This is a genomic window from Nakamurella sp. UYEF19 (assembly GCF_040546275.1).
In the GTDB taxonomy this organism is placed as follows: domain Bacteria; phylum Actinomycetota; class Actinomycetes; order Mycobacteriales; family Nakamurellaceae; genus Nakamurella.
The window spans coordinates 59584-78749 of record NZ_JBEPNO010000022.1; the positions used below are offsets into that span (position 1 = coordinate 59584).

Genomic DNA, 19166 nt, shown 5'->3' on the forward strand with positions numbered 1-19166 from the left:
AGGCCTGACAGCGCTCTCTCCGGTCTTCCGTTGGGAGCCCTCGATGCGTCGCCGGGGTGGATCCCGGGTCGAGGGCCGGGCATGTGGACAACTCCATGTTGGATCCGGCGAACCGCCTACCGTCCGTGCATGACCTTTGAGTTGGGGGACTACCGCGCGATCGAGCAACTCGGCACGGGCGGATCGGCGCAGGTGTGGTTGGGCGTCCGGATCTCCACAGGCAACCGGGTGGCGATCAAGGTCTTCCCGGCCGAGCGGCTCGATGCAGCCCGCCGCGAAGCCGCTCTTGCCGCAGCGGTCGACCATCCCCACGTGGTGCGAGTGCTTGACGTGGTGGGGGACGTGGACCGCGCGGCCCTTGTCACCGAGTACGCGGCCGGTGGCGATCTGGCCGACCTGCTCGAGCGACGGGGCCGGCTGACCGCGTCGGAGACGCTCACGGTGCTGCTGCCGTTGGCGGCAGCCCTGGCCACTGCCCACGAGCGTGAGATCGTGCACGGCGACCTGTCCGCCGGCAACGTTCTCTTCGACCGGGCCGGGCGTCCCCTGCTCGCCGACCTCGGGGCCGGACGCGCGGCCGCGGAGTCGGGACGACCGGTCTTCGCGACGCCGGTCGATGCGGCGCCGGAACTGGCCCGGGGCGGGCCGCCGACGCCGGCGACCGACATGTTCTCGCTGGGCTCGCTCGCCCTTGCCTGTCTCACCGGTCGTCATGCCTGGCCGGCGGATGATCTACGGGACGTGGTGATCCAGTCGGCTGCCGGGCAGTGGCCGGATCCCGGTGACGACGCCGCGCCGCCGGCGCTGGTGGCGCTGGTCCGCTCCCTCCTCGAACACGACCCGGAACGACGTCCCGGTGCCGCGACGCTGGTGCTGGACCTGAAGGCAGCCGGGCGCCCGGAACCTCTCGACCTCGCCGGCGTGGACGACCGGTTGCCGGATCCCGGCCTCCCCGCCCTCGACGCACCTGCGACGGCGGGTGGGTCGCCCGTCTCGAGGCACGGACGGGCGGAGCCGCACGGACGGGCGGAGCCGATGGGAGGGCCGCCGCCCGTGCCGCGACCAGGTCTGCACCCGTCCGGCCGGGTCGGGTCGGTGGGAAGGGACGAGGAAGGCGGCGGACGCATGAGCGGTCGCGGTCGGGACCGGACCGATCCCGGAAGGCTCGCCAGGTCGAGGGCGGTCACCCGGCGCAGGGCTGACGCGGTCCCGGTCGGTCCGTCGTCGGCGCCCGATTTCGCGGCCGGGACGGGACGCGGGCCGGCGCGACTGCATCTCCCGTCAGGGGCGCTCCGCGTGATGCTGCTAACAACGACCTGTTTGCTCGTGGTCGGTGTCGCCGGTGCGGCTGGTCTGTGGTGGGCCGGTTGGGGTCGCAGCGAGCCGGTCGCCGTCGGGGGCACAAGCGCGTCGACATCCTCCGTGCCTGCCATACCTTCAGCCTCCGTACCCCCCGGCCCACCCCGTCCAGCGGGTCCTGCGTCGTCGGCCTCTGCGCCGGCCACGCCCTCCCGAACTGCGGTTCCGTCCCGGTCGGGGGTGGCACCGACGTCCGTGGCCGGCACCACCGCACCCGTGCGCACACCGAAACGAACGCCGACGCCGACCTCGCCGGCCGGCGCGATCACCGCGTCGGCAACCGAACAGGACTGGACGGCCACCGTCAGGGAATTGGACGGCGCAAGGGCAAAGGCCTTGGTCAGCCGGGACATTCGCCTGCTCGACTCCGTGTACACCGATGGGGCCACGGCGAGGTCGGCCGATGCCGGCACCATCGGGACCATGCTGACGGACGGCTTGCGGGTGTCAGGCGCCGTGCATCTGACTCGACAGGTGCGCATTCTGAGCCGTGGTCCGATCAGGGTGGTCGTGGAGGACTCGCTGCCCTCCTACTCGATCCTCGACGTGGCGGGGCGGGTGGTCGGACGGACACCTGCGAGAGTCGGCGGCTCCCGGGTGCTGGTCCTCGTCGGAACTCCCGCCGGCTATCGCATCAGCGAGGTGCAGGCCGCCTGACGGACGTGGCACAGGTGCCGCTGATGTCACGGGGTTCGCTGAGTTCACCGAGAAGGTGCAGGTCAGATGCCTCGGATCTGAAGAGGCCACGCTCTCTCCGGCATGTCAGCAGGGGACTGTCGGTGCTCGGACCTACCGTGATCAACATGCGGCTCCTCCACACCTCCGACTGGCACATCGGCCGGACCTTCCACGGGCAGGACCTGTTGGGGGATCAGGAGTTCGTGCTGTCCGCGCTTGCTGATCTGGCCGCCGAGAACGAGGTCGACGTGGTGGTGATCGCCGGTGATCTGTACGACCGGGCGATCCCCAGCGCCGAGGCCGTCCAGGTCGCCACCCGTGCTCTCGACCGGCTGCGCCGGACCGGCGCGACCATCGTGGCCTCGTCCGGAAATCATGATTCGGCGCCCCGGCTCGGGGCGTTCTCCGCGTTCCTGGCCGCCGGCGGCCTGCACCTGCGCACGTCCGTCGGCGAGGTGGGCGAGCCGATCATGTTGGCCGACCGGGCCGGCCCGGTGGCCGTCTACGCGCTGCCCTACCTCGAACCCGAACTCGCCCGGATCCCGCTGGGTGTCCCCGGCCGGCCGGGCCACCAGGCGGTCATGGCGGCGGCCATGGACCTGGTCCGGGCCGATCTGGCGACGCGTTCCGCCGGCACCCGATCAGTGGTTGCGGCCCACGCTTTCGTCGTCGGCGGCACTGCCGGCGGATCAGAGCGGTCAATCGCCGTCGGGGGTGTCGAGTCGGTGACGGCCGACGTCTTCGACGGCATCGACTACGTGGCCCTCGGTCATCTGCACGGGGCGCAGAAGATCGGCGAGCGGATGCGCTACTCCGGATCCCCCCTGCCCTACGCCTTTTCCGAGGCCGGGCACCACAAGGGTGCCTGGCTCATCGACCTCGCCGACGACGGTGCCGTCACCGATCGCTGGCTGGAACTGCCTGTGGTGCGGCCACTCTCGCTCGTCACGGGGTCGATGCAGGAGCTTCTCGATGGCTACCCCGACTTGACCGGTCACTACCTGTCCGTGGTGCTGACGGACGCCGTCCGGCCGGTCGAGCCGATGCGACGCCTGCGCGAGCGTTTCCCGCACGCCCTCACGGTGTCGTGGGAGCCGCCGGCGCGTGTCGTGGATGCGGCAACCGACCACGAGGTCGCAGGCCTGACCGACGAGGACGTGCTCGCCGAATTCCTGCTGCAGTGCCGCGGATCCTCGGCGTCGCCGTCGGAGCAGACGCTGCTGGATCGCTCCCTGGCCGCCGACCGGTTGTTGGAGGCCGCGGCGTGAGGTTGCATCGGTTGCAGCTATCCGCCTTTGGTCCGTTCGCCGATGTGATCGACGTCGACCTGGACCTGCTGGGGGCGGACGGACTCTTTCTCCTGCACGGCGACACCGGTGCAGGGAAGACGACGCTGCTGGATGCCATCTCGTTCGCACTGTTCGGTCGGGTGCCCGGTGCGCGCAACGACGCCAAGCGGCTCCGGTGTGACCGGGCCGACCCGTCCACCAGGACGTTCGTCCGGATCGAGGCCACGCTGGGTGGGCGACGGGTCGAGATCGTCCGTAGCCCTGCGTATCTCAGGGCCAAGGCCCGCGGAACCGGGATGACCGAGGAGAAGCACAAGGTGCTCCTTCGGTGGCTCGACGCACCGCCGGACGGGGGCGACGCTGCCGTGACGGGCGGCAGCGCAGGAGCCGAGGGGCTGACCAGGGCCGAGGAGGTCGGTCTGGCCGTCAAGGACCTGCTGGGCATGTCCGCCGACCAGTTCTTCCAGGTGGTGCTGCTTCCGCAGGGTGACTTCGCGAGGTTCCTGCGGTCGGACACCGCCGAGAGGGAAGTGTTGCTGGAGCGGCTGTTCGACACCGGCCGGTTCGGGACGATCGAGGAGTGGTTCTCCGGGGAACGTCGCGCGTCCGGTGCCCGGGTGCGCGAACACCGCGAGCGGATCGGCCGCTTGGTGGCCCGGGCGGCCGAGGCTGCCGGTCGCCCGGGCGGTCCGGACGAACAGGACCTGGCCGAGTGGCTCGCCGACCTACGAGATCGGTTGGCCGACGACGCCGCGGTGAGCGCCGAGCGCGCCGATCGGATGCGCAAGCGGTTCGTCGCGGCCGACCAGCGTCTGCGGGTGGCGGTCAAGCTGGCCGAACGGCTGACCCGGCTGCGAATCCTGCAGGAGCGCCAGGGCGAGCTCGAACGCGCTGCGGGGGAGCGGGCGTCCTGGAGGCGGTCGCTGGCGGCGCACGCGGAGGCGGCCCCGCTGGTGGCGGCCGGCCTGCAGGCGACGCGGCTCGCCTCGCGCGCCCGGGATCAGCTGGGCGTCGTCGACCGGCTGAGGTCGGCTGCCGAGGCGCGGCTGACACCCAACGAGGATCTTCCGAAGACGGCGGTCGACCTGCGTGTACTCAGCGCCCGGACCCGGGTGTCCTCGGGTGCGCTCACCGGTCTCGTCCTGCTGTCCGGCGAACAGGAGCGCGACCGGGCGGCGCTGGTCACCCTGCAGGCCTCGCACGCGGAGGTGGTCCGTCGGGTCGCCGACCTGGAGGTGGTGCTCGCCGAACTGCCGGGTGCGATCGCGACCGACACCGTCCGGGCCGACGTCTCCAGGGCTGCTGCCGAACGAATCGGCGCTCTCGCCGAACAGGCAGTCGCGGCTCGTGCCCTGCTCGACGCCACCGAGGCCGTCGATCGCGCGCGCTCCGGCCTGGTTCTGGCCGCGGCACTGTCCGTGGCCGCCACCGACGAACACCAGCGGGCGGTCGATCGTCGTCAGCATCTGGTGGAGCGACGGATCCTGGGCATGGCCGCCGAGCTCGCCGCCGGTCTGCAGGGTGGCGACAGTTGTCCGGTCTGTGGCTCGCCGGACCATCCGCGGCTCGCGGTCTCGGAGGCGGGAGCTGTCACACCTGCCCAGGTCGCCGCAGCGGAGAAGTCCGAACGGGTGGCCGCCTCGGCGCGCACCGCCGCGTCCGCCGGCCATGAGTCGGCGCTGGTGTCGCTGGCCAGGGCGGAGACCCTCGCCCATGGTCGTACCCGCGACGAGGCCACCGAGAGTTTCGCCGCGGTCTCGGCCCATCTGCAGCAGGAATCGCAACTGGCCGCCGAGCTGCCGTCGGTGCAGGCCGGTCTGGCGAAGCTGCTCGCGCAGCAGCAGGCCGCGGAGCGCGAGCGCCAGGAACTGAACGGTCTTCAGGGGATGCACGCCGCCGAGATCGTCAGATTGACCGCAGCCATCGACGATCGGTCCGATCGCATCTCCGAGGGCTGTGCCGGTTTCCCAGATGTCCGCGCCCGGCAGCAGCATCTCGTCGAGCTCGCCGACTCGCTCGACCGGCTCGCTGCGGCCAGCGAGCTGCTCGACACCGCCGATGTCCTCGAGGCGGAGGCCGCCAACTCGCTCACCGCGTCGATCGCTGCGTCCTCCTTCCTCGATCTCGGTGCCGCACGGGCAGCAGGGGCGGTTGATGCCGAGGATCTGGCGCAGCGCCTGCGTGCTGCCGAGGACGAGCTGACCGGGATCACCGCCAGACTCTCCGATCCTGAACTGGTCGGGCTCGACCCGTCTGCTGAACCAGAGGTGACCGGTGCGCGCGACGATGCCGCGTCGGCCCGATCCAGCGCGGAGAACGCGGCCACCGGTGCAGCGGCGGCGGCGGCCCGGCGCGACCAGGTCACGGTGGCAACGGCCAATCTGGCTTCGGCCTGGCGGTCCATGGAGCCGGTGCTGACCGCCGATGCCGAACTTGCCGCGCTCACCGACGTCATCCTCGGCAAGGGTCAGAACGCTCGTGCGATGTCACTCCGGACCTACGTGCTGGCTGCGAAACTCGGGCAGGTGGCGCAGTCTGCCGGCCAGCGACTCAGCGCGATGTCGGGTGGTCGCTACACCTTCGAGCAGTCCCTGGAGAAAGAGGCGCGCGGCCGGTCCGGTGGCCTCGGCCTCGACATCCTGGATGCCTTCTCGGGCCTGGTGCGGCCCGCCAAGACGCTCTCCGGCGGCGAGTCCTTCCTGGCGTCGCTGTCCCTTGCGCTCGGGCTGGCCGACGTGGTCGCGGCCGAAGCGGGCGGGCGCCAGTTGGACACCATGTTCATCGACGAGGGATTCGGCAGCCTCGACGCGGATACGCTCGACATGGTGATGGGCACCTTGGACGATCTGCGCGCGGGCGGACGGATCGTCGGCGTCGTGTCGCACGTCGACGAACTCCGCCAGCGGATCCCGTCCCGGCTGCGCATCTCCCGGACGCCGGCCGGATCCGAGTTGCAGATGTCCACGGGCTGACCATGTTCGTCCTGGTGGCCCACTTCCGCATCGATCCGGCGTCCCACGCGGGCGCACCGATCCCGTCTGACGCCGTCGAACCCCTCGAGATGCTGGCGGCGTCCGGCCGGTGCTCGCGACTGCACTTCGCCCGGTCCGCCGATGTTGCCGGACGTTTTGTGCTCGTCGCCGAGTTCGAGTCGGCCGCGGCCTACCGTCAATCGCTTTCGCCCTGGCCCATGCGGACCGTGTTCATCCCATGGCTCTCGACCGCCGAGGTCGAGGTCAGCGAAGTCAGCGAGGTGCTTTTCTCAGCCGTCGACGGGAAGGTGGTCGTCGCCGAACCGACCGTCACGCACCCGGCCCGCTGAAACCTGATCCGGCGGTGGTCAATCCGGTGGCGCGGCATCGTTAGGCTCGGGATCACAACACCGCGTCGGAAACCACCGCTCGCGGATCACGCTCGGCCGGGCCCGGTCGGGCCTATCGCACGGGAGTACCGCTGTGGCCGCCGCCAAGAACGACGCCAAGATCGACGCCATCGTCTCGTTGGCCAAGCGCCGCGGATTCGTGTTCGCCTCCGGCGAGATCTACGGCGGCACCAAGTCGGCCTGGGACTACGGCCCGCTCGGGGTCGAGCTCAAGGACAACATCAAACGCCAGTGGTGGAACTACATGGTCCGCTCCCGCGAGGACGTCGTCGGCCTCGATTCCTCGGTGATCCTGCCCCGCCAGGTGTGGGTCGCGTCCGGCCACGTCGCCACCTTCTCCGACCCGCTCACCGAATGTACGAACTGCCACAAGCGGTATCGACAGGATCACCTGCTCGATGAGTTCCAGGAGAAGAAGGGCCGAGCGCCGGAGAACGGCATGGCCGACATCGTCTGCGCCAATTGCGGAACCCGCGGTCAGTGGACCGAGCCCAAGGAGTTCAGCGGGCTGCTGAAGACCTTCCTCGGACCGGTCGAGGACGAGTCGGGGCTGCACTACCTCCGTCCGGAGACGGCGCAGGGCATCTTCGTGAACTACAACAACGTCGCCGGGTCCGCCCGGAAGAAGCCGCCGTTCGGCATCGGCCAGATCGGCAAATCCTTCCGCAACGAGATCACCCCCGGAAACTTCATCTTCCGCACGCGGGAGTTCGAGCAGATGGAGATGGAATTCTTCGTCAAGCCCGGCAGCGACGAGGAGTGGCACCAGTACTGGATCGACCAGCGCACCGACTGGTACGTCGATCTCGGCATCGCGCGCGACAACCTCCGTCACTTCGACCACCCGAAGGAGAAGCTCTCTCACTACTCGAAGCGCACCGTCGACATCGAGTACCGCTTCCACTTCCAGGGCAGCGAGTGGGGCGAGCTGGAGGGCATCGCCAACCGGACCGACTTCGACCTCAAGACCCACTCGGAGCATTCCGGCACCGAGCTGTCGTTCTTCGACCAGGAGTCGGGTGAGCGCTGGACGCCGTACGTCATCGAGCCGGCCGCGGGCGTCGGGCGACCGATGATGGCGTTCCTGCTCGAGGCGTACACCGAGGACGAGGCCCCGAACACGAAGGGCGGCATCGACAAGCGGGTGGTGCTCAGGCTGGATCCGCGCCTCGCGCCGGTCAAGGCCGCGGTCCTGCCGCTGTCCCGCAACGTCGATCTGTCGCCGGTGGCAAGGGATCTCGCGGCTCAGCTCCGCAAGAGCTGGAACGTCGAGTTCGACGACGCCGGCCAGATCGGTCGTCGCTACCGTCGTCAGGACGAGATCGGGACGCCGTTCTGCCTCACCGTCGATTTCGACACGCCCAACGATCAGGCCGTGACGATTCGCGAACGCGACACGATGACGCAGGAACGCGTCGCCCTGGACCAGGTCCAGGCCTACCTCGCCGCCCGCCTCGTCGGCGCCTGACCCGCGCTTATCAACTTCGACCGCGCTCAGGATCGTGGCGGTTCTGGTACTGATGTGGAGCAAGTCAACCCGTTCATGAGCGCGGGCTAGCTGCCGATGCCGCCGGGGTGGAGGAACTGCGTGGCGGGGACGGTGGTGCCGCGGAACCAGGCGTCGATGAACGGCGTCAGGTCCCGGCCGGCGGTCTTGTTGACATAGGCCACGAAATCATTCCAGGAGGCGGCGCGGTCCGCGTAGGCCGCCGGCCAGCCGCGGAGGAACGTGGCGAAAGCCTTCTCGCCCATCTCTTTCCGTAGCGCATGGACGGCAAGCGGGCCGCGGCTGTACACACTGGTGAACTCCTGGCCGGGACCCATGTCGACCAGCGGGGAGGACCAGAAGGTCGGGTCGGACTTCGCATCGGCCATCTCGCTGACCCACTCGGCATCCAGATCGGCGTTGGCGGTGTCCTGGTACCAGAGCCACGGACCGTACGACGCGAAGCATTCGTTCAGACAGATGTCCGACCAACGCTGGATCACCACGTCGTCGCCGAACCACTGATGCGTGAGCTCGTGGACGATGGTGTCGGTGTCGACCCAGTCCGCATAGACCGGCCGGGTAGCCGTTTCCAGGGCGAAACTCAGGGCCTGCCCCGTGTAGATCCCGCCGGCGGCCGCGAACGGGTAGGGCCCGAAGTGGCTCGACAACACCTGCACGATTCGAGCCGTGTCCTGCGCGAGGGTCTTGTACTTCGCTGTGTCGCCGGTCGGCGCGAAGGCGGACACGATCGGCTTGCCGTCAGCCGTGGCGCTTGTGACGGTGGTGAACGTGTCGATGTAGATGGTGGACTCGTAGCTGGTCACTGGCTCGGCCTGCGTCCACCGAAAGACTTTCATCCCGGCCGGCGCGGTCGGCAGGCCGGAGGTCGCGGCGACACCGTTGGAGATGACGGACCACTTCGCCGGCACGGTGGCCGTGACCCGGTAGGTCGCCGGGTCCGACGGGTGCTCGTTGACCGGGTACCAGGCGGATGCCGAGAACGGCTCGCCGATGGCGATCGCACCGCCCGACGGCGTGCGATACCAACCGCCGTCACCCAGACCCGCTGTACCACCGGGTATGTCGGTGGGTCTACCGACGTAGTCGACGACGACGGACACCGCCGCCCCGGGCGCGAGACCCATGGTCGGGGTGATCACCAGTTCGGCACCGCGGTGGTCGAAATTCGCCGCGGCACCGTTGACGCGAACCGCCGAGACGTCCATCGTCGGTTGCAGATCGAGGTCGAATCGGCCCAGCCGGGTCTTCTCGGTCACGGTTCCGGCGATCGTCGTGGCGGCCGACAAGGCGTTGGACAGCGGATCGTAGGTGAGTTCGATGTCGTAGCCGGTGACCTGGTAGCCGCCGTTGCCCGAGTCCGGGTAGTAGGAATCGCCGATGCCGGTCGACCCGGTCGCGCCGTCCGGACTGCCGACCGCGGGGCCGCCGCTGTCGGTGGTCGGCACAGTCGTGGTCGTGGCACCCGAAGCGGGTGCAGGTGAGGTGGTCGGCCCGAGAGGGGTCGGTCCCGCCGTCGTCTGCTCCGAGGTGCGCGACCCACTCGATGTCGTCGAGGCGGTCGAACCGCCGCCCGCAGCGTTGGACGGCACCGTGATCGCCTGCGTCGCCGGCGCGGTCGACGACGTCGCCGGCGACGGTCCGGGAAAAGCCTGCCCCGCAACGACCGAGCCGCAGGCGGCCACCACCGCGGACAGAGCCACCAGGCTGACAAGGCCCCGCACGGACGATCGCATCCACCGAAGGTAGCAATGACAACACCCGGGCAATGACGGACAGGGGCAATGACGGCGCCGCGGCCAATGACAGATGTCATGCCCGGACGGTGACGCGCGACAGATCCCACCGGACCCGGATCGCGGCAGTGTCACAGCCATGACATCGAGAACAGACAGTCGGGGGCTTCCGCTGAATGGCGCCGCCGCATCGGGCCGGACGTCGGGACGATCGCAGGTGACGCAGGACGGTGCGGCCGTCCGGCTGACCGGCCTGCACAAGAGTTTCGGCAAGGTCCAGGCCGTACGAGGGGTCGACCTGACCATTGCGCCCGGCGAGGTGGTGGCCTTCCTCGGTCCCAACGGGGCGGGCAAGTCCACCACCATCGACATGCTGCTGGGCCTGACGACCCCGGACGCCGGCGCGGTCTCGGTGTTCGGGGTGAAGCCCTCGGTGGCAGTCGCCCAGGGCCGGGTCGGCGCGATGCTGCAGTCCGGTGCGCTACTGCCGGATGTCACGGTGAAGGAGCTCGTCAGTACCTTCGCGGCGTTGCACCGGCATCCGATGCCGGTCGCGCAAGCCATGCAGCGGGCCGAGATCACCGAGATCGCCGGGCAGAAGACGACCAAGCTGTCGGGCGGCCAGTCCCAGCGGGTCCGGTATGCGCTGGCGCTGGTACCGGATCCGGATCTGCTGGTCCTGGACGAACCGACGGTCGCGATGGACGTCGAGGTCCGGCGGGCCTTCTGGGCCTCCATGCGCGACTTCACCGGCTCCGGTCGCACCGTGCTGTTCGCGACCCACTACCTGGAAGAGGCTGACGACTTCGCCGACCGGGTGGTGGTGCTGGCGCAGGGCCGGATCGTCGCCGACGGCACCGGTGCCCAGATCAAGGCCACCGTCACGGGGCGGACCATCTCCGCTGTGGTGAGCGCTGATCCGGCGGCCCTCGGCACACTGCCCGGCGTATCGACCGTCGATCAGCAAGGATCCCGTTACCTGTTGCGCTGCAATGACTCCGATGCGGCCCTGCGAGCCTTGATCCACCACTACCCGGATGTACACGACATCGAGGTCAGTGCGGGCAACCTGGAGGACGCGTTCCTCCAGCTGACCGGCGCCGGCCACCACGAAGGACAGGTTGCGTCATGACGATGGCTTTGAACTACACGTTGATCTCGGCCAGGTCGACATTCCGGAACTCCCGGTTCGTCATCTTCACGATGGCGCTCCCGCTGGTCATGTACCTCCTGTTCAACGGGCTGTACGGGCAGCAGCCGCAGGGATCGAGCGGCATCTCCGTCTCGGCCTACCTGATGGTGTCGATGGCTGCGTACGGCGGTCTCGGCGCCGCGATCAACGCCGGCGCCCGGATCGCGATCGAGCGGCAGACCGGCTGGAACCGTCAGCTGCGGCTCTCTGCGCTCACCTCTCGTGCCTACATGATCAGCAAGTCGGCAGTGTCGCTCCTGGTCGCGCTCCCGGCCATCATCCTGGTGTTCTTGGCGGGCGCGCTCGTCGGGAAGGTGCGGCTGCCCCTGGCCACCTGGGTCGAAGCCGGCCTCGGTGTCTGGCTCGCGCTCATCCCCTTTGCCGTCGCGGGCCTCGTCATCGGGTTCCTGGCGAGCGTCGACTCCGTCCAGCCGCTGACCATGCTCGTCTACATGGCCATGTCGATCCTGGGCGGACTGTGGTTCCCCGTCGACCAGCTGTCGTCGTTCCTGCGGGGCGTCGCCAAGGTGTTGCCCTCGTACTGGGTCGGCCAGACCGGTCGGTCGGTGCTGGCCGGCGCGGCGGTCCCGCTGAACGGAGTCCTGGTGTTGGCGGCGTGGACGGTCGGTCTTGGCCTGCTCGGTGCGATGGCCTATCGCCGGAGCGGCCGGAAGGATTGAGGGTCCTCGAGATGACGCGGGTCCGCTGGCACAGCACCCGAACCTGGAGGGACATCGCACAGCCGCGAGAGCACGGCACCCTCCTGCGCAGGGACGGCGTGCTCGTCGGGAGGGAGAATGCGACGGTGACCGACCACGAGTACGGGACACCGACAGTCAAGGAGATCCGCCGGAGATGGATCCCGGGATCGACCATCGGCATGATCTTCCTGCTGTACCCGGCCGTCGACATCGTCCGCAGTCACGACGCCGTGCTCCCGCGGATACTCGGGGTGCTCGTCGTCCTCGTCATCGGATCGAGCTACGTCTTCGTGACACCGGCGGCCATGTTCTTCCCGATCGGGAAACAGCTCGGACTGCTCGTCGGGCTGCTGGCGGTCAGTGCGGTGGCCTGGCCGGTGGCCGGGTCAGGTCTGGTCGTCTTCTGGATGTTCATCGGGATCACTGCCGGTGCAACCCTTTCCATGCGCCACACCGCGATCGTGGTCGGGTTTTTGGCGGTCGGCATGTTGCTGCTGTCCCGGATCGATCACCAGGACGCCCCCTGGGAACTGGCCGGGACGTTGATCGGGCTCAGCCTCTGGATGTGTGCGTTCATGGGCAACATCAGGCTCACCAGGGAACTTCAGGACACCCGCCAGGAGCTGGCGAATGCTGCGGTCGTGTCGGAGCGGGAACGGATCGGCCGCGACCTGCACGACATCCTCGGGCACTCGCTGACGGCGATCGCGGTGAAGGCCGGCCTCGCCCGCCGGATGGTCGAACGGCACGCCGAGGGTGCCGCGCAGGAGATCGCCGACGTGGAGCGACTGGCCCGCGAGGCACTGGCCGATGTCCGGGCGACCGCCTCCGGCTACCGCGAGGTCTCCCTCGGTTCGGAGATCGCGGTGGCAGCGATGACTCTCCGGGCCGCCGGCATCGAACCGCGGGTCCCGCAGGCGGTCGACGACGTCGATCCGGCGGCGCGGGAACTCTTCGGGTACGTCGTCCGGGAGGCCGTCACCAACGTGGTGCGGCACTCGGGTGCGACCCGATGCACCGTCACCGTCGGGGTCGACTACATCGAGATCGTCGATGACGGAAAGGGTTCGAACCCCACCGGCCAGTGCGGTGCCGCCTCGAACCGTGACGAGCCGACCGATGGTGGGTCCGGTCTTCGCGGCCTGTGCGTCCGGGTCCGCGAGGCGGGCGGCACCCTCGATGCCGGGCCGCTACCGCGCGGCGGGTTCTCGGTCCGCGCCGTCCTAACGCTCATTGCTCTTCCGGCCCCGGGCGACCCCGCACGGTCGGCGTCACCCGTCACCGGACAGGTCGGCGATCCGGTCGGCGACTGGCTGGGTGGGCTCCGCCGGTGATCCGTCTCCTCATCGCCGACGACCAGGCCATGATCCGTGGCGCGTTCGCCGCCCTGCTGGCCCTCGAGCCCGACTTCGAGGTGGTCGCCCAGGTCGCCACGGGAGACCAGGTCGTCCCCGAAGCGCTGCGCACCCGACCTGACGTCGCCCTGCTGGACGTCCAGATGCCGAGTCTGGACGGTCTGGCAGCGGCCTCGTCGCTGCACGAGCAACTTCCGGCCTGTCGGGTCGTCATCCTGACGACTTTCGGCCGGCCCGGCTACCTCCGCCGGGCGATGGAGGCCGGTGCGCTCGGGTTCCTGGTGAAGGATGCCCCGCCGGAGCAGCTGATCGACGCGATTCGGCGGGTGCACGCCGGTCTCCGGGTGGTCGACCCGAACCTGGCCGCCGAGACCCTGAGCGTCGGCGAGTCACCGCTGACCGGTAGGGAGCGGGACGTGCTCTCCGCCGCGGTCGACGGGGGCACCGTCGCCGAGATCGCCGGCCGGCTGTACCTGTCCGAAGGCACGGTTCGGAACCACCTATCGTCTGTCATCGGCAAGACCAACGCCAGGACCAGGGCCGACGCCGCCCGGATCGCGACCCGTAACGGGTGGCTCTAGCGAGCACGAGTGGTCGCGTGAGGGCGGGCGAGAGGGCCGGAAGGATACCGGCGACGCCGGAGGGCTGGTCGTCGCCGCAACAGCTGGCATGATCGGCGGGTGATCCGCGTCCTGGGTAGATACGTCGCCGGGACAGCGCTGGTGCTGGCCCTCGTGGTGCTGGGGGTGGTGCTGCGCGTCATCCAGGTCGGGCACCAGGACTCGCACGAGCGGGCCGATGCCATCGTGGTGCTGGGCGCCGCTCAGTACAACGGTCGGCCCTCCGAGGTCTACGCCGCCCGACTCGACCACGCCGCCGGGCTGTACCGGGCGGGCGTCGCGACGCACATCCTGACCATCGGCGGTTCGCAGGTCGGTGACCGCGTCACCGAGGGGGAAGCAGGTCGTGCCTACCTCGCCGACGCCGGAATTACCTCGTCCGCGCTGATCGCCGTCGGGACCGGCAACGACACCCTGGTCTCGCTGCGTGCCGCGGAGCTGGTGCTGGCCCGCCGCGGCTGGCACTCGGTGGTGCTGGTCACCGACCCATGGCACGCGGAGCGCTCGCAGCTCATCGCCTCCGATCTCGGCCTGTCCGTTCAGGTGTCGCCGGTCACCACCGGGCCGTCGCTCGAGTCCGGGGTCGAGACACGTTACGTGACACGGGAAACGCTTGGCACACTGTTCTACCTGCTGACCGGCGGTTCGTCCGGGGCCGGGTCGGCGGTGCTCTGAGATGTCGGGTCCCGCAGAATTCTCCGACGAGCGCAGGATTCCCGACGAGCACCGTCAGCCGGAGTACACCGAGCACGACACCGAACGGTTCGTGGTGGAGGCGGCCAAGACCGCCGGTCTGTCGATGGCGGGTGCGGTATCCGGGCGCACGCCGTTCGGCCGTGACCGTGCCCGGGTGCTGCACTCGTCGTCGTTCCGCCGGTTGGCCGGGAAGACCCAGGTGGTCGCACCCGACGAGGACGACGTGCCGCGGACCCGGCTGACCCATTCGCTCGAGGTCGCCCAGATCGCCCGGGACATCGGCACGCAGCTCGGCTGTGACGCCGACCTGGTCGACCTGGCGGGCCTGGCGCACGACATCGGTCACCCGCCGTTCGGGCACAATGGCGAGACCGCGCTGGATGCCATCGGCGGCCCGGCCGGCGGTTTCGAGGCCAATGCGCAGAACCTCCGACTGCTGACGCGGTTGGAGCTGAAGGTCATCGCGCCCGACGGCCGGCTCGCCGGTCTCAACCTGACCAGGGCGTCCCTGGACGCGGTGGTCAAGTACCCGTGGCGTCGGCCGGCCGGAGGCGGCAAATTCGGTGTCTATGCCGATGATCAACCGGTTTTCGACTGGATGCGGTCCGGGATCCCCTGTTCGCCGGACGGTTGCCCCGATGGTTCCGCCACCCGCCGATCGCTGGAAGCGCAGGTGATGGACTGGGCCGACGACGTCGCCTATTCCGTCCACGACGTCGAGGACGGTGTCGGCTCCGGACGGATCGACCTGGCCACGATTGCCCTGCCGGACGAGCGGGCCGCCGTGGCCGCAGCTGCCGCCGCGTACTCGGGGGAGTCCGAGGCCGATCTGGACACGGTGCTGGCCGATCTGCTCGCCCTACCGGCGGTGGCCGCCGGTCTCGCCGTCAGCGGACCGACCGCCGGAGCGGCGCTCAAGTCCGTCACCAGCGAATTGACCGGCCGGTTCGTCACCGGGGCGGTCGCGGCGACACGGGCCGAGTCGGGGGAGGAACCGTTGCTGCGCTACGCCTGCGACCTGAGGGTGCCCCGGCTGCTGCGCGCCGAGGTGGCACTGCTCAAAGCCGTCGCCCTGCGCTACGTGATGGCGGACCCGGAGCGACGCGTCATCCAGGAGCGGGAGCAGGAGATGCTGACCGAGCTGGTGCAGGTGATGGCCGACCGCGGCGCGGAGGTACTCGACCCGCTGTTCGCCCACCGGTACGGAGAGGCGTCCGGTGACGCCGATCGGCTGCGGGTGGTGCTCGACCAGGTCTCGCTGCTGACCGACGCCCAGGCCATCGCCCGGCACCGGCAACTCACCCGCTGAGGTCAGGCCCGACGCGCCGAGGGCCCCGACGCGCCGGGAGGGCTTCGCCGATTGTGAACGGAGGTCGGCTCGCCGGACGCCGGCGACATAGACTCGTGAGCGTGGCAGGACGGATCACCGACGCGGACAAGGAGCGGGTCCGCGACGCCAATCCCATCGACAAGGTGGTCGGGGAATATGTCGCGCTGAAAGGCGCCGGCGGCGGAAACTACAAGGGACTGTGCCCTTTTCACGACGAGAAGACCCCGTCGTTCCAGGTCAGCCCGGCCCGCGGCACCTACCACTGCTTCGGCTGCGGCGAGGGCGGCGACGTCTTCAAGTTCATCGCCCAGTACGACCACATCGACTTCGTCGAATCCGTCCAGCGGCTCGCCGACCGGGTCGGCATCACCCTCACCATGGTCGAGGGCGGCACCTCCACCCGGGTCGAGCGGGGCAGCCGGTCGCGCCTCGTCGCCGCCAACAAGGCCGCCGCCGCGTTCTACATCGCCCAACTCGCCACGGACGAGGCCGCGCCCGCCCGTGCCTTCCTGGCCGACCGCGGTTTCGACGACGTGGCGGCGAAGGCGTTCAGCTGCGGGTATGCCCCGGGCGGCTGGGACCAGATGTTCAAGGCCCTACAAGGGCAGGGATTCACCGTCGAGGAGCTGAAGAAGGCCTGCCTCATCCGCGACGGCCAGCGTGGACCGATCGACTACTTCCAGCGTCGGCTGCTGTGGGCGATCCACGATGCCGCAGGTGATGTCGTCGGTTTCGGGGCGCGTCGGCTCTACGACGACGACCGGCTCGAGGCCAAGTACATCAACACCGCCGAGACCCCGCTCTACAAGAAGTCGCAGCTCCTCTACGGGCTGGACCTGGCGAAGAAGGAGATCGCGCGCCAGCGTCAGGTGGTGGTGGTCGAGGGGTACACCGACGTCATGGCCATGCACCTGGCCGGGGTGACGACGGCAGTCGCGTCGTGCGGCACGGCGTTCGGCGAGGAGCACATCAGCGTCCTGCGGCGTTATCTGTTGGACAACGACATCATCCGCGGCCAGGTGATCTATACGTTCGACGGAGACGCCGCCGGTCAGAAGGCCGCGCTCAAGGCCTACGACTCCGACCAGCGGTTCGCCGCCAATACCTTCGTCGCCGTCGCGCCGGAGGGGATGGACCCGTGCGAGCTGCGTCAGGACCGGGGTGACGGCGCGGTCCGTGACCTGGTCGCGAGCCGGCAGCCGTTGTTCGCGTTCGCCATCAGATCGACGCTTGGCGGGTTCGACCTGAACACCGCCGAGGGCCGGGTAGCCGCCGCCGCGGCCGCGATCCCGATGGTCGCGCGGATCAAGGAGCCGGCCTTGCGCGACGAGTACGCGTTGCAACTGGCGGGCTGGTTGGGCGCGGATCTGCAGTCGATCGGGTCCCGGGTGCGCCAGCATGCGGCCGCCGAGGCGAAGGCTGCGGTGGCCGCGGAGCGGCGCGCCCACCGGGAGCAGTCGCAGGCGCCGGTGGCTCCGGGAGCAGCCGGCGAAGTGCGTGTGCAGCGGCCGAACGCCCGCCACCCGGACACGTTCTCCGAGCGCGAGGCGCTGAAACTGGTGCTGCAGCAACCACTCCTGCTGGCCGGCGACTACGAGCAGGTGCAGCCCGCAGCCTTCACGGATCCGGCCTACCAGGCCGTCCACCACGCGGTGGTGGCAGCCGGTGGCCCGGCCGCGGCGATCGGGATGGGGGAGACAGCGTGGCGGTCGACGGTCGGTGAGCACCTATCGGCCGGTGTGCTCCGCTCCCTGATCACCGAACTCGCAGTGGAACCGTTGCGGCGCAAGGGCGATGACGACGCCCGCTACGCCGGAGCCATCCTGGCCGCGCTGGCCGAACGGGTCGCCAAGCTCGACGAGGCCGCCATCAGGTCCGACCTGCAGCGGGCCGAGGCGAGCGGGGATACCGAACGGGCCGCCCAGCTGAACGCGGATCTGATGGAGATGGCCGCCTACCGTCGGGCGCTGTCCGAGCGCGCGAAACAGGTCTGAGATGGCTCGGTGGCAGTGGCCGTGGCGCCGGATTGCGCTACCGCCGGCGCTGAGGGCGGCGCTCGACCCGGACGAGGAGGTCCAGGTCCTGGCCGAGCTCACCGGGGGAGACTCGTTGGCGGTCAGCAGGTTCGGACTCTGGTTGACCTCCGGGGAAGTTGCTGTCCGATGGAACTGGGAACGGGTCTCCAAGGCGCGGCTGACCGATCGGACGTTGACGGTCATCGCCGCGGAGGAGGTGGGCGCCACCGCAGCTGGCATCGCGGTCCTGCGGGATCTGCCGCCGCGGCAGTTCGAACTCGCCGCCAGCAGTTCGCTGACCGATGCCGTCCACGCCCGGGTCCGGCGTTCGGTGGCCGCCAGTCGGTACCTGATGTGGCCCGGCGCGGCTGGCTGGGTGGTCCTGCGCCGGGTGCCCGGACGGGACGGTCTGACCAGGCAGATCCGCCTCGATCCCGGTGCCGATCCGGACGCAGACGGCTTCCTGCCGCTCGTCGTGCGGACTGCCGCCGAACTGGAAGCTGATCTGCTCGGGGTGGACCTCTGAAGTCGTGCCCACTGACCTTCCACCAGGAAAGCGACGAAATGCACCTCACGGACAAGCGGCACTCCCCGGACAAGTCGGCACTGCCCGGTCGGATGTTCGACATGCGGTTTAGCATCAGGTGGTGACCGAAGAACCGATACCTGCCCCGGGGCCGCAGCCCATGCGCGCTTCCCACCAGGACCGTGAGCAGGTCGCGACGGTCCTGCAAAAAGCCATGGCCGATGGCCGCATCTCGGTCGCCGAGCTCGAGAGCCGACTTGACTCCGTCTACGCGGCAAAGACTCTGGCCGAACTCGAACCGATCACCAACGACCTGCCCGGCCACCAGCTGTCCCTGTCCAAGCCCATAGCGGGGATGGCGCCGGCAGCCTCCTCGGCGCCGCGGGTGGTGTCGGGGTCGACGGGCGGGCGTACCACGGCGAATCTGGTCGGCATCATGTCCGGGGTGGAACGCAAGGGCGCCTGGATCGCGGCGCCCCGGATCAACTGCGTCGCAGTGATGGGCGGCATCGAACTCGATTTCACCGGCGCCCAGCTCACCGGTATGGACACCGTTGTCAACGTCACGGCGATCATGGGCGGTGTCGAGATCACCGTCCCGGAAGGGATCACCGTGATCGTCGAGGGGGTCGGCATCATGGGGGCCTTCGTCGACAACGCCCGTCAGACGTACGGCCGGGAAGCCCCCGTGCTCCGCGTTCGGGGCCTGGCACTGATGGGCGGCGTCGAGGTCAAAGCCCGCCGCAAGGCCGTCGAGCAGCAGTAGGGCGTCGCCCGGTC

Annotated in this window: 15 protein-coding genes; 14 read left to right on the top strand and 1 reads right to left on the bottom strand. The window is 69.6% G+C overall.

All coding sequences use genetic code 11. The features are described from left to right. The first annotated feature begins 129 nt into the window (after positions 1 to 129). From ABIB25_RS22720 to ABIB25_RS22740, 5 genes are all read left to right on the top strand, one after another. Positions 130 to 2016, top strand: coding sequence for a serine/threonine-protein kinase (locus ABIB25_RS22720; RefSeq protein ID WP_354530806.1), 1887 nt, complete (start codon positions 130 to 132; stop codon positions 2014 to 2016). 146 nt (positions 2017 to 2162) lie between these two features. Next, positions 2163 to 3305: an exonuclease SbcCD subunit D gene (locus ABIB25_RS22725; protein ID WP_354530807.1), complete on the top strand. Its 1143-nt coding sequence runs from the start codon at positions 2163 to 2165 to the stop codon at positions 3303 to 3305. Then, positions 3302 to 6298 carry an AAA family ATPase gene (locus ABIB25_RS22730; protein WP_354530808.1) on the top strand — a complete coding sequence of 999 codons (2997 nt, stop codon included), beginning with the start codon at positions 3302 to 3304 and terminating at the stop codon, positions 6296 to 6298. The genes ABIB25_RS22725 and ABIB25_RS22730 overlap by 4 nt, the downstream gene beginning before the upstream one ends. Before the next feature lie 2 nt (positions 6299 to 6300). After that, a complete protein-coding gene (locus tag ABIB25_RS22735; protein WP_354530809.1) occupies positions 6301 to 6648 on the top strand; it encodes an antibiotic biosynthesis monooxygenase in 348 nt (115 codons plus the stop codon). Between the two features lie 133 nt (positions 6649 to 6781). Next, positions 6782 to 8176 carry a glycine--tRNA ligase gene (locus tag ABIB25_RS22740; RefSeq protein WP_354530810.1) on the top strand — a complete coding sequence of 465 codons (1395 nt, stop codon included), beginning with the start codon at positions 6782 to 6784 and terminating at the stop codon, positions 8174 to 8176. 86 nt (positions 8177 to 8262) lie between these two features. Here ABIB25_RS22740 and ABIB25_RS22745 read toward each other — a convergent pair whose 3' ends face one another. Beyond that, entirely contained in the window at positions 8263 to 9951 is a 1689-nt protein-coding gene (locus ABIB25_RS22745) for a M1 family metallopeptidase (RefSeq protein WP_354530811.1), read from the bottom strand. 217 nt (positions 9952 to 10168) lie between these two features. On the opposite strand from ABIB25_RS22745, the gene ABIB25_RS22750 reads away from it, so the two are divergent. The 9 genes from ABIB25_RS22750 to ABIB25_RS22790 all read left to right on the top strand — a co-directional run bounded on the left by ABIB25_RS22750 (position 10169) and on the right by ABIB25_RS22790 (position 19152). Further along, complete coding sequence (locus tag ABIB25_RS22750) at positions 10169 to 11083, top strand: ABC transporter ATP-binding protein (protein ID WP_354530812.1); 915 nt, start codon at positions 10169 to 10171, stop codon at positions 11081 to 11083. Continuing rightward, positions 11080 to 11823: an ABC transporter permease gene (locus tag ABIB25_RS22755; RefSeq protein ID WP_354530813.1), complete on the top strand. Its 744-nt coding sequence runs from the start codon at positions 11080 to 11082 to the stop codon at positions 11821 to 11823. The genes ABIB25_RS22750 and ABIB25_RS22755 overlap by 4 nt, the downstream gene beginning before the upstream one ends. 125 nt (positions 11824 to 11948) lie before the next feature. After that, complete coding sequence (locus ABIB25_RS22760) at positions 11949 to 13178, top strand: sensor histidine kinase (protein ID WP_354530814.1); 1230 nt, start codon at positions 11949 to 11951, stop codon at positions 13176 to 13178. Then, positions 13175 to 13780 carry a response regulator transcription factor gene (locus tag ABIB25_RS22765; RefSeq protein ID WP_354530815.1) on the top strand — a complete coding sequence of 202 codons (606 nt, stop codon included), beginning with the start codon at positions 13175 to 13177 and terminating at the stop codon, positions 13778 to 13780. Before ABIB25_RS22760 ends, ABIB25_RS22765 begins: the two co-directional genes overlap by 4 nt. Before the next feature lie 99 nt (positions 13781 to 13879). Further along, entirely contained in the window at positions 13880 to 14494 is a 615-nt protein-coding gene (locus ABIB25_RS22770) for a YdcF family protein (protein ID WP_354530816.1), read from the top strand. A 1-nt stretch (position 14495) separates the two neighbouring features. Next, positions 14496 to 15824 (top strand): deoxyguanosinetriphosphate triphosphohydrolase, encoded by a 1329-nt coding sequence (locus ABIB25_RS22775; protein WP_354530817.1) that lies wholly within the window; start codon positions 14496 to 14498, stop codon positions 15822 to 15824. Between the two features lie 95 nt (positions 15825 to 15919). After that, positions 15920 to 17839 carry a DNA primase gene (gene dnaG / locus ABIB25_RS22780; protein WP_502919885.1) on the top strand — a complete coding sequence of 640 codons (1920 nt, stop codon included), beginning with the start codon at positions 15920 to 15922 and terminating at the stop codon, positions 17837 to 17839. A gap of 1 nt (position 17840) precedes the next feature. Further along, entirely contained in the window at positions 17841 to 18386 is a 546-nt protein-coding gene (locus ABIB25_RS22785) for a hypothetical protein (protein WP_354530819.1), read from the top strand. A gap of 121 nt (positions 18387 to 18507) precedes the next feature. After that, the gene (locus ABIB25_RS22790; protein ID WP_354530820.1) at positions 18508 to 19152 is read left to right on the top strand and encodes a DUF1707 SHOCT-like domain-containing protein; all 645 of its coding nucleotides are present in this window, start codon (positions 18508 to 18510) and stop codon (positions 19150 to 19152) included. Positions 19153 to 19166: the final 14 nt, after the last annotated feature.

Bases quoted from the DNA above. Each gene is read 5' to 3' on its own strand.
- ABIB25_RS22775 (WP_354530817.1), top strand. From the start codon at position 14,496: ATGTCGGGTCCCGCAGAATTCTCCGACGAGCGCAGGATTCCCGACGAG.
- ABIB25_RS22755 (WP_354530813.1), top strand. From the start codon at position 11,080: ATGACGATGGCTTTGAACTACACGTTGATCTCGGCCAGGTCGACATTC.
- ABIB25_RS22720 (WP_354530806.1), top strand. From the start codon at position 130: ATGACCTTTGAGTTGGGGGACTACCGCGCGATCGAGCAACTCGGCACG.
- ABIB25_RS22785 (WP_354530819.1), top strand. From the start codon at position 17,841: ATGGCTCGGTGGCAGTGGCCGTGGCGCCGGATTGCGCTACCGCCGGCG.
- ABIB25_RS22735 (WP_354530809.1), top strand. From the start codon at position 6,301: ATGTTCGTCCTGGTGGCCCACTTCCGCATCGATCCGGCGTCCCACGCG.
- ABIB25_RS22745 (WP_354530811.1), bottom strand. From the start codon at position 9,951: ATGCGATCGTCCGTGCGGGGCCTTGTCAGCCTGGTGGCTCTGTCCGCG.
- ABIB25_RS22725 (WP_354530807.1), top strand. From the start codon at position 2,163: ATGCGGCTCCTCCACACCTCCGACTGGCACATCGGCCGGACCTTCCAC.